This is a genomic window from Salinicola sp. 4072 (assembly GCF_036663415.1).
In the GTDB taxonomy this organism is placed as follows: Bacteria; Pseudomonadota; Gammaproteobacteria; order Pseudomonadales; family Halomonadaceae; genus Salinicola; species Salinicola salarius_A.
In genome coordinates this window covers 215,935-230,191 of the sequence record NZ_JAXOVV010000003.1, presented here as the reverse complement: position 1 = coordinate 230,191, position 14,257 = coordinate 215,935, and the positions used below count along the sequence as shown (strand labels likewise).

Genomic DNA, 14,257 nt, shown 5'->3' with positions numbered 1-14,257 from the left:
TGGTGGCCAGTCGGTCGGCCATCAGCTTGACCAGCAGCATCAGCACGTCGATGGCAGCACGCAAGGAAGGCGAGACCGTGTGGTCTTCCTTGAGCTGCTGCCGGACCCGTTCCAGGGCCTCGTCGACGTTGATATCGCTGATGGTCATGTCACCGCATAGACGTGCCGAAGGATCAGGCACACTATGCCAAAAAAATCAGGTGGTTGGCGACATGCCATCCGCAGCCACCTGAATAGTTACAATTCATGTTGATACCGACGTCCTGTCTTGTATTCGCGACAGCGCTCGTCTTTTGTCCAGGACGGCCTTTCAATTCAGGACAACCTTTCAATTCAGGACGACCTTTCAATTCAGGACGGCCTTTCATCCAGAGCAACCTATCATTCCGAAAACCATTGCGGAGCATGCATGAGCGACGAGATCGAACTCAAACTGGCACTGTCGCCCGAGGGTCCTGCCCGCCTGATCGATCACCCCCTGTTGCGGACGATGGTCTCGCGCATGGTCTCTCTGGGCAATCAGTATTACGACACCGCCGAGGCGATATTGCAGTCGCGCCGGGTCGCGCTGCGGGTCCGTCGTCAGGGAGAGCAACGCCTGCAGACTCTCAAGAGTGCCGCAGAGAGCCGCGGTGGGCTGTCGAGCCGGGGCGAATGGGAGTGGTCGATTGATGAGGCCGAGTGCAATGCCGCGGGCCTGGACGCGAACGGGCTGCGCGCCCTCGAGCATCCCGCCCTCGCCGATCTGGACCTCGCGACGCTGCGTCCGGTCTTCACTACCGATTTCGAGCGTCGGCTCTGGCGTTACCAGGCCGAGGGCAGCGATATCGAGATAGCGCTGGACCAGGGCGCCATTCATGCGGGCGACGCCAGTTTGCCGATCTGCGAGCTCGAGCTCGAACTCAAGAGCGGCCACCCCGAGCAGCTCTGGGCATTGGCGCAGGCCCTGTGCGAACCGGCAACCCCGGAGACAACGCCGCTACCGGCGCGTCCGGCCAACCACAGCAAGGCCAGCCGAGCCGCCTGCCTGGGCAGCGGATGGCCCGAGCCTTCTTCGCATCGAGAGGTTTCCGTGGATACGCTGATCGACGCGATCGACAACTGGCAGGACAGCCAGGATGGCGCCTGGCTCGCCAGCGCCGAAGCACAGTGCGAACGGCTCGTTCACCCGTGGCGGGAATCCCCTCTTCGACATGGCGAACGCATTCCGGCGATCGAGCGAATTCAAGCCGCCCTGAATCAGGGAAGCGTTCCCTGGGACAGCCAGGCCTGGCTGGCTCTCAGGCGTCAGGATACCTAGTTTCCTCGACACCGGTATCAAACTCGCAGGGATCGAGTAGCGTGAAATCTTCGACCAGTCGATCCAGCGGTAGTGGTCGGGCGTAGAGATAACCCTGAATGTCGGTGACACCCCATTCACGCAGGAGATTCAGGGTCTCGCACTCCTCGACGCCTTCCACGACGATGCCGTAGTCCAGGCGCTGACAGAGCGCGATCACAGCCGACAGCACATGGCGCTTGCGCGGCAACGTGGTGACGTCCGTGACCAGTTCGCGATCGATCTTGACCGTATCCATCGGCATCGAGGTCAACTGCGCCAGAGAAGAATAGCCGCTGCCGAAATCGTCCAGCGCCACACGGATGCCGGCAGCCCGGATCCGGTCGAGAATGCGAAACGCCTTGACCGGATCGCTGAGCACCGAGGTCTCGGTGACTTCGATCTGGAGTCGATGACAGGGAACCCCGTGGTGATCCAATGCCTCGAGCAGGGTATCGAGAAGGCTCGGGTCCATCAGTTGGCGCGTCGAGAGGTTGACGCTCAACAGAAAGCGGTCGCCGAAGCGCTGACGGATGGCATCGTCCTCGAGCATCGGCAATGCCTGCTTCATCAGCGCTTCCCATAGCGGGGAGATCAACCCGGAGCGTTCCGCGACCTCGATGAAGCTGCCAGGCCCCACGATCGTGCCTCCCGGTGCCTGCAAGCGCATCAACGCCTCGAAACAGCGAACCTCGCCTTTCGAAACGTCGATGATCGGCTGCACGAAACAGCGAACCCCACGAGTCGCCAGCGCCCCACGAATCAACTGCTCGGCCTGGCTGTTCTGTCGCTCCCACTGCCGTAGCGATTCACTGTAGTAGCGCCGGGCGCCGATATCCGACTGGCGTGCATTGGCCAGGGCCAGACGCGACCGATGGCGCCATTCGTCGACACTCACCGGCTCTGACGGGCTCAATACCGCCACCCCGCTGACGTGCGACAGCCAGACCTGCTGCCCATCTATCTCCACCGGTTGCGCGAGCAGCGCCTCCAGGGGTTCGAGGACGTGATCGAGCCGTTCGGCATCACCGATCTCGAAAATCATCGCAAAGGTGTGTTCCGGCAAGGCGATCAAGGCCACCTGCAGGGGCAACTGGCGGCGCATCTGCTGGACCAGCCCCCGTAACGCAGTGATCGCATCCTCGACCGCCACACCATCGAACAGCGAGGCCACGTTGAGCAGCTGGAACTTGACCAGCGCCATCGGCGGCAGTGGCGAGCACGATAGGCGTTCTCGCAGCAGCAGATCGAGATAGTCCCCATTGGGCAGCAGCGTCAACGGATCGACGAGTCGCTGTTCGGTGGTATCGGTCTGGGTGCCGGCCATGCGAGTCGCCACACCATGATCATCGCGCTGGCACAATCCCCGGCACAGCATCATTCGCCAGCTGCCGCGAGCGTCGCGAATGCGGTATTCCACGTTGACCGACGAGGTCAACCCGTCGAGATGCTGGTACAGCGACTGCTGGACCTTGGCGCGATCGTCATCGTGAATCCGCCGTAACCATTCATCGACATCCTGCTGCCCTGCGGCATACGGCAACCCCAGCATGCTGGACCAGCGCTGCGACAACGTGATGTTGCCACTGGCGATATCCCACTCCCAGACACCGTCGTTGGTGGCGGTCAGCACCAGGTTCAGGCGTTGCGTCCGCTCCTCGACGCGGGTCTCGAGCTCGTCTCGTGAGGCCTGGAGATCCCGGATCGTGCGGCGTACCGAATCGAGGACGAAGTTGTTGAGCTGAGCCAGCTTCTGCACCGAGATTTCGTCGCTGTCGGTATGGACGTGGAACTCGAAGTTGCCGTCCACGGCCTGACATAGCTGGTTGCTGATGGAGTCGACCTCCGCCAGCAGGTGTCGCTCGCGCTCTTCCGAACCCCCAGGCCCTCTTCTCATGCCACCGCCTCCTCCGCGAACGTCATTTCGAATCGACAGCAATCGTCACCGCGATGCCGACAGCGCGTCTCGACCAGCTCGCCGGCCTGACCATACACCTCGAGCACCCGGGGGAAGATGGCGCGGTAGAGCGAACAGAGCCCATTCGGCGAGCGGTATTCGACGACCAGCCAGGACGCGCTCTGCTCGACGATCCGAAACTTGTCATTCACCCGGCTACGCAGTTTAGGGTCACGCACACCGGCGCCGAGGGACACATGGATGGCCGGCTGGCGCCCCAGCAGGGCTTGCGCCGATTCGGCCATCGAGAAGAACATGGGGTAGTGTCGGCGCGTCCATTGGATGAACAGATCGGCGTACAGCGCCATCAGCGCCTCATGATCGAGCTCGAGGTAATCGCCGACTGCAGCGAAGAACGCCAGCGTATCGGCATCGTCGTAATCCGTGTCGATACGTCGCCCGGGCGGCAGCATGCCTGCCCGCTCCGCGATCACCTGCACGGTCGTTTCGCCGTAGTTGGCCTCGACATGATCAATGAGAACGCGTTGAATCAACCCGATCATGAAAACACTACCCTCGCGTCAGTTTATGCCTGGGCATGGTACCGGTACATCGCAATGACTCGACGAACTTCGAACGAGCATGAGCTGACGGCCAATGACATCCAGCAAACCCTAAGTATCATTGGCATTATCGGTATCCACGCCGAGAACTGAAATATGCCGTAAACGAATTGCCAGGCGCGCCCTACCGCGCCACTCAACACCAGGGACGGGAACTCAATCGATGCAATCGGGCGACTCATCGCTACGCAAGTGGCTGTTCCAGATCATCTTCGAATCGGACACCCCGCAGGCCAAGGCCTTCGACATCGCGCTGATCACGCTCATTCTGGTGAGCGTGGCGACCGTCTTTCTCGACAGCGTGCCCGAGCTCCACGAGCGCTTCGGAGAGATTTTCTACGTGGTGGAGTGGGGCTTCACGCTAATCTTCACGCTGGAGCTGGTCCTCAGGCTCTACTGTCTCGAGCGGCCGTTGCGCTACCTGCGCAGCTTCTATGGCATTCTCGATCTGCTGGCGATCCTCCCCACCTGGCTCGCCCTTTTCATACCTGGCGCGCAATCGCTGCTGGTGGTGCGGGTATTGCGAGTCTTGCGGGTGTTTCGCGTGCTTCGACTCATGGAGTTCGTCGGTGAAGGCCGCATGCTGGTGGAAGCGCTGCAGCGCAGCCAGCGCAAGATCCTGCTGTTCCTGACCACCATACTGCTGATCATCACGATCTTCGGCTCGGTCATCTATATGATCGAGCCCCCGGAGGCAGGCTTCACCAGCATGCCGCGGTCGATGTACTGGGCAATCGTCACGTTGACCACGGTGGGATATGGCGATATCGCCCCCGTGACCCCGCTGGGGCAGTTCATCTCCGCTTTCATGATGATCCTGGGCTACTCGATCATCGCCGTGCCTACCGGGGTCTTCTCGGCCGAAGTGATCCGATCGATCCAGCGCGAGCGCTATTCCGAGGAAGCCTGCCCGGGCTGCGGTCGCGAGGGCCACGAGCGTGACGCCAAGTATTGCCGCTTCTGCGGCACCTGGCTCAATGAAGAGACGCCGGACCCGAATGCGCGCGATGAGGACGAGACGCCGGCCACCGACGGTAAACCGTCGCACTGACTCTGCACTGCCCCTAAGCCAGCGAAACATGACCTTTTGTCATCATTCTGTGACATGACCGCGACAGACTCCTTCGAGCCCGCCTCGAGCGGTGCATATTCATCGGGAGTCTGTCATGAAATCGTTTCGTTTCACGTTGCGGGGCGGCCTCATCGCCATGCTGCTGCTCTTCGCCCTGCTGACGTCACTGATCGGAGGCGGCAGCTACCTGGCGATGAAGCAAGCCAGGGATGCCTTCGATTCCGTCTACACACTCAATGTCGTCCAGCTCGGCACCGCGCGCGAAATCTACGCGGGACTGATGCAGACCCGCGTCCTGCTGGACAGCTACCAGACCGACTATAACCGCCTGCGCGTCAAGCCCGCCAAGAAGACCTGGGCACAGGCCGAAGCCACCTTTGCTCACGCGACACAGCGACTTGCCGACCTTTCCCCGACGGGCGACCCGTCTTCGGAGCAGAGCCGAACGAATCGCGATCTGCAAAGCCGCTTCCAGGCACTGATCGATGACGGCATACAGCCCGGTTTCGACTCGCTCAAGGCCTGGGATGTTTCGGCCTACCAGGCCAGCGTGCAGAGAGCCAACGAACTGACCGCGGCGCTGGACGCCAGTCTCGCAACGCTGACCACCGCCGCGAATGCCAACGCGGCGTCGGGCGCCGAGGCCATGTCACGCAACGTCAGCCGCCTGCAGCTGGGGCTATCGGCGACCGCAGCGGTCACCGCGTTGCTGGTCCTGCTTGCTTTCTACCTGTTTCAGCGCCATCTGCTGCGCCCGCTTGGCGAAGTCCGGAAACACTGCGCCGATATCGCCCAGGGTGATCTCGGCACGCGCCTGTCAACCCGCGGCGTGCGCGAAATGGCACTGCTCAAATCCGGCGTGGATGCCATGCAGCTCGCACTGCTGGATCTCGTCTCTCAACTGCAGCAGGGAAGCCGGGCACTACGTGACGACGCGCTGGAATTGACCGACGCCAGCCACGCCCTCAACGATCAGAGCCGACAGCAGGCCCAGGCGCTACAGCAGACCACGGCGAGCATGGAAGAGATCACCGCAACCGTCTCGCACACGGCAGAACATGCCGATCAGGGGCGGGCCCTGTCGGCGGAAAACCAGCGCCGGATCGATTCCAGCGGGGAACATGTCTCGACGGCGATCAGTGAAATGCAGGCTGCCCAGGCCCGCTCCGAAGCCTCGCTGGAAGTGATCGCCATGATCGACTCGCTGGCTTTCCAGACCAATCTGCTGGCACTCAACGCATCGGTCGAGGCCGCCCGGGCTGGCACGCAGGGGCGCGGATTCGCGGTGGTCGCCGAAGAGGTTCGCCGCCTGTCGGCTCGCTCCGCCGAGGCCGCCGGAACGATTCGCGAGCAGATCGAAGGCACGCATCGCCAAGTGCAGCAAGGCACCCACGTACTGGTCGGCGCCGGGGAAACGCTGACCACGGCCGTGGGTTCCAGCCAGCGGCTCAGCGAGCTGCTGGACGGCATCGCCCTCTCCTGCCAGCAACAGCGCGACGGCATTCGCCAGATCGATCAGGCCATCAACGCCATCGATGCCGCCACCCAGCGCAATGTCGCGCTGGCGGAGCGGACGCTCCACGCCACGCGGGATCTCGACGACCGCGCTCAGCGCCAGCAGGAACGCTGCGATGCGTTCAAGCTGGTGGCATCGTCATCCGCTGCCGCAGCCGCGACGTCCCTACCGGGTTCGCACGCCCCTGCCGCGCCCGTCGAGGCGAGCTCGGCCACGGATGACAGGCCCAACGCCGAGGCGAGGTCGATAGCCGATGCGAGACACGAGGCCCCTGAACCGTTACCGGCGTGAGCGAGATGCCGGCGCCACGGCGTCTTCCCGCGAGTGGAACCGCCGTGGCGTTGGAAAAATGACGGTGCAGTTCGAGATTTCGCCTAACGGAAGGCTTCGGAATCACCCCGCCCTTCGCGGACGATCACCGGCGGGATCTCGCGCAGATCGACCACAGTGGTCGGTTCGAGCTGACAGGCACCGCCGTCGATGATCAGATCCAGGTGCGCACCGAAGCGCTCGCGGATCTCTTCCGGATCGGTCATCGGCCAGAACTCACCCACCGGAATCAACGTCACGCTCATCAGCGGCTCGCCGAGGGCATCGAGCAGGGCGTGCGTGATCTTGTGGTCCGGCACCCGGACGCCGATCGAACGACGCTTGGGATGCAACAGCAGACGCGGCACTTCGCTGGTGGCGCTGAGAATGAAGGTGTAGGCGCCGGGCGTATGCGACTTGAGCAGGCGGAACACGCTGTTGTCGACCTTGGCGTAGGTGCCGATTTCCGACAGATCGGAGCACACCAGGGTAAAGTTGTGGCGGTCGTCGAGCTGGCGCAGCCACTTGATCTTCTCGATCGCTTTCTTTTCACCCAGCCGGCAACCCAGCGCATAGCCGGAGTCGGTGGGGTAGGCGATCACGCCGCCCTGGCGCAGGATCTCGATGGCCTGATCGATCAGGCGCTTCTGCGGATTCTGCGAATGAATCTGGAAGAATTGGGTCATTGCACGCTCTCCTGAAACCGCTTTGGAAACCCGCCACGACACGCATGACAGCGGTCGTCCGTAGGATGACCCTCGCTTTTCCGAGCGTCACCGCCTTTCAGCGTAACAGACGCCGCGTCATTCGCCGCAGGCAAAGCCTCGCAGGGACGGATGACACCACACCGGCTTGACGTGGGAACGCGGCGGCGGGCTGATCGTTCCCGGCGACAGCGCACCGCCGGGATAGTGGAAATCGCTGCCGATCGAGCCGTACAGGCCATGGAAGTCGAGCTGCCGGGCCAGATCGTGGGTCGTATCCGGATTCTGGTAGCCGCTGACCAGCTCCGCCGCCTCGCCGCCGGCCTCGATGAAGGCCGAGAACATCAGGTCGCGCTTGCGCCGGGTCATGCCGTAGCGCAGCGGATGCGCAACGACGGCGATGCCTTGGGCGTCGCGAATCCAGCCGACCACCGTCGCAAGCTCCGGCCAGTGCATCCTGACGTCGCCGCGCTTGCCGGCGCCAAGGTAGCGTTTGAACGCCGTCTTGATATCCGGCACCACGCCGGCGGAGACCAGCGCTGCCGCGAAATCCGGCCGCCCCAGCGGGCGCTCGCTTCCCGCTTCCCGCCGCGCCCTGGCGAGCCCGTCGTCCAGGCCGACCTTTTCCAGACGGTGGGCAATTTCTCGGGATCGCAGCTCGCGGGCGTGGGCCAGCGACGCCAGGCCGGCATCGAGGGCGCGGGAGGTGCCGTGGGGCAACAGCGCCACGATGTGAAGCGCGATGCCCCGCCACTGGCAGGAGAGCTCGGCGGCCGCCATCAGGTGGATGCCATGGTGACGGCATCGCTGTCGCGCTTCCTCGACGCCATCGAGCGTGTCGTGGTCGGTCAGCGCGACGTGCGTCATCCCGCGGGCATGGCACAGGTCCGCCAGTTCGGTGGGTGAAAGCTTGCCGTCGGAAGACGTGGAGTGCAGGTGCAGATCGACCCCGCGAACGCTTTCCAGCGTTTCTGGCAGCGTCAACGAACGAGTCTCGCGATCATCGGTGGGAAAAACGCTCATGGGCATGACGCCAGCCAGCGTCTTTGTCAGAATAGATCGACTATGGTGACGGGCGCGACGAGCCGGGTCAAACGTCTGCGCCGCCACCACCCGCCAGAGGCCTAGCCCGTATGAAACTGCTGTTCGACTTTCTGCCCATCGCGATCTTCTTCGCCGTGTACCACCTGAGCGGCGACATCATCATGGCGACGATGGTGCTGATTCCCGCTACCGTGGCGCAATTGGGCATCGTCTGGTGGCGTCAGCGCCGCATCGAGAAGATGCTGCTGATCACCTCGATCATCGTGATCGCCTCGGCCGGCGCCACCATCGCGTTTCGCAACCCGGCATTCATTCAGTGGAAACCCACCGTCATCAATGCACTGTTCGGCGTCGCGTTTCTGCTGTCGCCGCTGTTCGGCGGGCAGACGCTGACCCAGCGGATGATGGGCAAGGCGGTAGCGCTGCCCGCGGCCGTGTGGCGGCGGCTCAATCTGGCGTGGGTGCTGTTCTTCTTCGCCATGGCGGCGCTCAATGTCTATGTCTTCAGCTACTACGACGAGGCGACCTGGGTCGACTTCAAGCTTTTCGGCATGCTGGGACTGACGCTGCTGTTCGTGGTCGGGCAGGCCCTGTTCCTGGCCCGCCATCTTTCGCAATCACAATCGGAGGAAGGTTCCTGATGCTATACGCCATTATCAGTGACGATGTCGACGACAGCCTGGAAAAGCGGCTCTCGGTTCGCCCGGCGCACCTCGAGCGTCTGGAAGCGCTGAAGGACGAAGGCCGACTCGTGCTCGCCGGGCCTCATCCAGCAATCGACAGCGACAATCCGGGTGAGGCCGGCTTCAGCGGCAGCCTGATCGTGGCCGAGTTCGAATCGCTCGAAGCCGCGCAGCGCTGGGCCGACGCCGATCCGTACGTCGCGGCCGGCGTCTACTCCCAAGTGCAAGTCAAGCCGTTCAAGCGGGTACTGCCGTAAGCCGGATGTCCCCGTCGCCCCGTTATCCACACCCCTTGTCGCGACGGTTTTGCACAGTGGCTGTGGATAACACTGTTAAGATCCCGCGGACGTCTTTCCGTGCCGCCGACAAGCCGCCGCCTGGCGGAAAGTGTTCAATTTTTATACAGCTCTCCGCCTGGCTTTCATGAAGCGACTGACTGCCGGCGGCTGGACGTGGAAACCATGATCGGCAACTCGGTTCCTCCTCATCGCCATGCCATCCGCCACGCCGAGCTGGACTGGCGTGTCGACGACGGTGACGTCGAGGCCCCCTTCTCGACCGCTTACGACGATGTCTATTTCTCGCGTCAGGATGGCCGCGAGGAGACCCGCTTCGTTTTCATCGACAACAACGACCTGCCACGGCGTCTGGCCGCCTGGCGGGCTCGGCGTCCGTTCACGATCGGCGAGACCGGCTTCGGCACCGGGCTCAACATGCTGTGCGCCTGGGCGTGCTTCGACGAGCACGCCCAGGCGGAGGCCAGACTGCACCTCGTCTCGACCGAGAAGCATCCGCTCACCCGCGAGGCACTGGAACGCGCCTGGCGCAGCTGGCCGCAACTGGCGTCCCGGGCCGCTTCGCTGATCGACCAGTGGCCGCCGGCCGTGGCCGGTATCCACCGGCTGCAACTGGATGCCCGCGTCACTCTAGATCTTCACTTCGGCGATGCCGCGGACTGTCTGTCGCGGCTGGACGGTCAGGTCGATGCCTGGTTCCTCGATGGTTTCGCGCCGTCGAAGAATCCCGACATGTGGCGGCCCGAGCTGTTCGAGGCCATGGCCGCCGCCAGCCGGCCGGGAACGACCTTTGCTACCTTCACCTGCGCGGGATTCGTTCGCCGCGGCCTGGCCGCGGCCGGCTTCCGCTGGCGCAAGGTGCCGGGCTTTGGCCGCAAGCGCGAGATGCTGCGCGGCGAGCGGGACGAATCGGCGCGGCCTGCGTCCGAGGCCATTTCCGCCCGAGCGGCGACACCCTGGTTTCAGCCGCCGCCCGCCCGGCCGGCGGCGCACGTGGCCGTGATCGGCGCCGGTATCGCCGGCACCAGCGTGGCGGCGGCACTGGCGCGCCGAGGCAGTCGGGTGACGCTGGTGGATCGTACCGGCATCGCGGCCGGGGCCTCCGGCAATCCTCAGGCCGCGCTCTACGTCAAACTGGCGATCGAACCCAACCTACAGAGCCGCTTCTATCTCGCCGCGCTGCTCTACACGCAGCGCTGGCTGGCGCGCCTCGATCCCCAGCGCCGCTGGTGGTCGGACTGCGGGCTGCTGCAACTGACCGGGGATGCGCGTGGCATCGAACGCCAGCGCCGGTTCCTGAACCTCTACGACCTGCCGTCGACCGTCGTCTCCGCCAGTGAGGCCGCCGACGCCACGTCGCTCGCCGGCATCGATCTGGACCAGGCTGCTCTCTATTATCCGCAGGCGGGCTGGGTGGATCCGGTGGCGCTGTGTCATCACCTCGCGGCGACGCCCGGCGTCGAAACACACCAGGCCGAACTCCGTTCACTGCGGGAGACGGAAAGCGGCTGGCAGTTGCAGCTGGGCCAGAGCCCGCTGCGCGTCGATCAGGTCGTGTTCGCCACCGGCCACGCCAGCCACGACTGGCTCGACGGTCTGCCGCTGCAATCGGTTCGCGGCCAGGTATCCACCCTGGCGCTACCGCAGCAGACCGAGTCCGGCAACGGTCCGACCCTGGAGCGCGTGCTCTGCGCCGAGGGCTACGTAATGCCGGCCCGGGACGGAATGCTCACCTTCGGCGCGACCTTTTCGCCCAACGATGCCGATACGACGCTGCGCGAATCGGATCATCGCCGCAACCTCGACGAGCTGGCGCGAACGGCTCCGGCGCTGGCCCGCCAGTTTGCCGGAATCAATCCCGCCAGCTGCGGCGGCCGCGCCAGCGTTCGTGCCGCCAGCCCGGACAAGACGCCCTACGCCGGGCCGCTGCCGGACGTCGCGCGCTGGCGCAGCAATTACGCCGCGCTGGGCAAGGATGCCAAGCGTCGCTTCGACTGCCCCGGCAGCCACTATCCGGGATTGTGGATAACGACCGCGCACGGTTCCCGCGGCATGGTCAGTGCCCCGCTGTGTGCCGAACTGATCGCCTCGCGGCTATACGATGAACCGATGCCGCTGGAGCGCGAGCTGGTGGATCACCTCCACCCCGGTCGACGCCTCATCGCCGACCTGATTCGCGGGCGCTGATACGGCCCCTGCGGGCGCTGATACGACACCTGCGGTCCGGGGAGCCTCCGATTGACGCCGTGTTGCCCAGCGGAATCGTCAATCGGGTTTCCTCGCCTCACGAGCCCGGCGTGCCGGTCTCTCCCAGATGCGCCAGCGTCTCGCCATCGAGGCAACGGTAGGTAAAGGAAGGACGGCCGATCTGGCCGTAATGGAAGGACTCCTCGAGCACGCCGCGATCCACCAGATGCTTGAGGTACTTGCGCACCGACACCCGCGACATGCCGGTGTTCTCGCTCAGCGCCTCGGTGGTGAAAGGCGCCCCGTCCTGTTCGGCGGCGGCTCTCGCCACCTGAGCGAGCGAATTGGCCGTCAGCCCCTTGGGCAAATCGCCGGGGCGGGCCGGCTGGGCGGCAATCGACTCGCGGCGGAACAGCGCATCCAGATCGCGCTGGTGCGCGCGCGCCGGCAGCCGCGACAGCCGCCGGTGCGTATCCAGACAGCGCGTCAGGGCCTCCTTGAAGCGCTCGAACTCGAAGGGCTTGACCAGATAGTCGCTGACGCCGAGATGCTTGGCTTCACGCACGGTTTCCATTTCCGAGGCCGCCGTGATCAGCACGATCTGGATATCCCTGGCCTGGCGGCGCAGGTCGCGTACCAGCGACAGGCCGTTGTGCTCGCGGAGATAGACATCGAGCAGCAGCAGGTCCACCGGCTCCCGCGCCAGCAAGTCCCTGGCCGCCGGCAAGTCTTCGCATTGCGCCACCAGATCGATGCCGTCGATACGATTGAGAAACTCGACATTGAGCCGCATCACCATCGGATCATCTTCTACTACCAGTACGCGCATGGATCACGTCACTCCGTCGGTTACCCGCGTTACCGCCATGGCATAGGGTACTGTCACCTCGACCAGCGTGCCACGCCCCAGCGTCGAATAGAGGGCCAGCGAGCCACCGAGCGATTCCACGTGCGTCTTGACCATGGCCAGCCCATAGCCTCGCCCTTCGCCCTTGGAGGAGACTCCCTGCTTCATGGCCAGCCGCTGCTGATCTTCGGCCATGCCTTTACCGTTGTCCGATACATGCAGCGAGAGCGCGCCGGCATCGACGCCCAGTGTCAGGCTCACCTGAGGCGCCTCGCGCCCGGCCACCGCCTCGAACGCGTTCTCCACCAGATTGCCGATGATCGATACCAGAAGATGGATGATCTCGCTTTCGTCGGGTGCGGGTATCTCGCTTTCCAGATCGATCTCGAACGCCACTCGCCGCTCTCTGGCCTCGCTGCCCTTGGCCAGAAGAAAGCCGGCCAGGATCGGGTCCCTGACCCCGGCAATCCGGGCCGCCGCCGGCGCGATCAGGGTGTCGTCGAGCTCGCGCAGGTAACGCTCCAGGCGCCCCAGATCGCGCAGCTGCACGAGCCCCAGGATCACGTGCAGCCGGTTCTTGAATTCATGGGTGGAGGCGCGCAGCGCCTGGGCGTATCGGCTGACGCCGGTCAGCTCTTCGGCGAGCCGATTCACTTCGCTGCGATCCCGCAGCGTCACCACGCTTCCGTCGGCACCGCGTTCGCCGCGAATGGGCACGCGATTGACGATCAGCGCTCGCCCGTTCAGCGTCAGCCGGCGGTCGAGCGAGGGAATGCCGCTGTCGAACAGCTCCTTCAGCGTCGCGGCCGGAATCCCCGAACCGTCGGCCGCCGCCGAGGAGCCCAGCAATTGGCAAGCCGCCGGATTGACCAGCGTGATCTCTCCCTCGCCATTGATCGCCAGCACCCCTTCGTGCAGCGAGGAGAGCATCGCCTGACGCTCCCGAACCCACTGGGATATCTGGTGCGGCTCGAACCCCAGCAGGATCCGCTTGATATAGCGCGCCAGGCACCAGGCGCCCGAGGCGCCGATCAGCATCAGCAGTGCGATACCCAGCAGCAGACCCTGGCGGCGTTCGGCCAGCAACAGGCCGACACGGTTGAGCGTGACCCCGGTCGAGACGGCGCCGATGACCGTACCGCCGGCATCGAGCACCGGCGAGAATCCGCGAATGCTGACGCCCAGCGTGCCCTCCGAGCGAGAGACGTAGGATTCCCCGGCCAGCGAGGGGTCTTCGTCGCCACCCCGGAAATGCCGCCCGACCTCGTCGGGATCGGGATGCGTCAGGCGCAGATGATCGAGATCCATGACGGTGATGAAATCCACCCCCAGCCGCTCGCGCAGTCTCTCGATCTGCTGGCGCAAGGCGGAATCGGGATCGTGGACAATGGGGCGGGCGGAGAGCGCCGTCTTGACGTCACTGCGATCGGCCAGCACCGCCGCCAGCCCCATCACCCTCTCGCCCTGGGTGTCCTCGAGATTGGCGCGCAGCTGGTAGTTGAACAGCAACAGCGCCACGCCCAGCGTCAGCACGATCATGCTGGCGACCAGGATGAATATCTGGGCACTCAGACGTAGCCGTTTCACGCCACGTTCCCACCAGCCGGGCGCGTGGGCCCGATCTCGCCAGACCTGCCGCCGCGTCGAGCCAATCCGAACATCTTCCGCCACTCCTTTTCACAATGCCGGCCGCAACAGCCGCCCTCGAGGTAACCGGTCGGTAACCGCCATGGCTTTAGACCATGGTGGTATACCCTCCAG

Annotated in this window: 12 protein-coding genes and 1 pseudogene; 6 read left to right on the top strand and 7 right to left on the bottom strand. The window is 64.4% G+C overall.

Annotation, left to right across the window (positions count from 1 at the left end; all coding sequences use genetic code 11):
- Positions 1-148: pseudogene (locus tag R3F72_RS18620) on the bottom strand (IS66 family transposase); the annotation flags it as partial.
- Positions 149-409: 261 nt separating this feature from the next.
- On the opposite strand from R3F72_RS18620, the gene R3F72_RS04575 reads away from it, so the two are divergent.
- A complete protein-coding gene (locus tag R3F72_RS04575; RefSeq protein WP_332779007.1) occupies positions 410-1,300 on the top strand; it encodes a CYTH domain-containing protein in 891 nt (296 codons plus the stop codon).
- On the opposite strand, the gene R3F72_RS04570 is transcribed toward R3F72_RS04575, so the two are convergent.
- Together R3F72_RS04570 and R3F72_RS04565 are read right to left on the bottom strand one after the other, a co-directional pair.
- Positions 1,281-3,215, bottom strand: coding sequence for an EAL domain-containing protein (locus tag R3F72_RS04570; protein ID WP_332779006.1), 1,935 nt, complete (start codon positions 3,213-3,215; stop codon positions 1,281-1,283). The genes R3F72_RS04575 and R3F72_RS04570 overlap by 20 nt on opposite strands.
- Positions 3,212-3,778 (bottom strand): heme NO-binding domain-containing protein, encoded by a 567-nt coding sequence (locus R3F72_RS04565; protein WP_332779005.1) that lies wholly within the window; start codon positions 3,776-3,778, stop codon positions 3,212-3,214. Before R3F72_RS04565 ends, R3F72_RS04570 begins: the two co-directional genes overlap by 4 nt.
- Before the next feature lie 223 nt (positions 3,779-4,001).
- Here R3F72_RS04565 and R3F72_RS04560 point away from each other — a divergent pair, with 223 nt between their 5' ends.
- Both R3F72_RS04560 and R3F72_RS04555 read left to right on the top strand, forming a co-directional pair.
- Positions 4,002-4,889, top strand: a complete 888-nt coding sequence (locus tag R3F72_RS04560; RefSeq protein WP_087718146.1) for an ion transporter — start codon at positions 4,002-4,004, stop codon at positions 4,887-4,889.
- A 115-nt stretch (positions 4,890-5,004) separates the two neighbouring features.
- Entirely contained in the window at positions 5,005-6,717 is a 1,713-nt protein-coding gene (locus tag R3F72_RS04555) for a methyl-accepting chemotaxis protein (RefSeq protein WP_332779004.1), read from the top strand.
- Between the two features lie 83 nt (positions 6,718-6,800).
- Here R3F72_RS04555 and R3F72_RS04550 read toward each other — a convergent pair whose 3' ends face one another.
- A complete protein-coding gene (locus R3F72_RS04550; protein ID WP_332779003.1) occupies positions 6,801-7,421 on the bottom strand; it encodes an L-threonylcarbamoyladenylate synthase in 621 nt (206 codons plus the stop codon).
- 117 nt (positions 7,422-7,538) lie between these two features.
- On the bottom strand, positions 7,539-8,462 hold the full coding sequence (locus R3F72_RS04545) for a PHP domain-containing protein (protein ID WP_071230670.1): 924 nt from the start codon (positions 8,460-8,462) through the stop codon (positions 7,539-7,541).
- Positions 8,463-8,572: 110 nt separating this feature from the next.
- Here R3F72_RS04545 and R3F72_RS04540 point away from each other — a divergent pair, with 110 nt between their 5' ends.
- The 3 genes from R3F72_RS04540 (at position 8,573) to mnmC (ending at position 11,649) form a co-directional block, all read left to right on the top strand.
- On the top strand, positions 8,573-9,124 hold the full coding sequence (locus R3F72_RS04540) for a septation protein A (RefSeq protein ID WP_071230669.1): 552 nt from the start codon (positions 8,573-8,575) through the stop codon (positions 9,122-9,124).
- Positions 9,124-9,423, top strand: coding sequence for a YciI family protein (locus tag R3F72_RS04535; protein WP_303855408.1), 300 nt, complete (start codon positions 9,124-9,126; stop codon positions 9,421-9,423). The genes R3F72_RS04540 and R3F72_RS04535 overlap by 1 nt, the downstream gene beginning before the upstream one ends.
- A 204-nt stretch (positions 9,424-9,627) precedes the next feature.
- The gene (gene mnmC / locus R3F72_RS04530; RefSeq protein WP_332779011.1) at positions 9,628-11,649 is read left to right on the top strand and encodes a bifunctional tRNA (5-methylaminomethyl-2-thiouridine)(34)-methyltransferase MnmD/FAD-dependent 5-carboxymethylaminomethyl-2-thiouridine(34) oxidoreductase MnmC; all 2,022 of its coding nucleotides are present in this window, start codon (positions 9,628-9,630) and stop codon (positions 11,647-11,649) included.
- Positions 11,650-11,746: 97 nt separating this feature from the next.
- Here the strand turns inward: mnmC and R3F72_RS04525 are convergent, their stop codons facing one another.
- Positions 11,747-12,478 (bottom strand): response regulator, encoded by a 732-nt coding sequence (locus tag R3F72_RS04525; RefSeq protein ID WP_087718152.1) that lies wholly within the window; start codon positions 12,476-12,478, stop codon positions 11,747-11,749.
- A 3-nt stretch (positions 12,479-12,481) separates the two neighbouring features.
- Positions 12,482-14,083, bottom strand: a complete 1,602-nt coding sequence (locus R3F72_RS04520; RefSeq protein WP_256961074.1) for an ATP-binding protein — start codon at positions 14,081-14,083, stop codon at positions 12,482-12,484.
- Positions 14,084-14,257 lie beyond the last annotated feature (174 nt).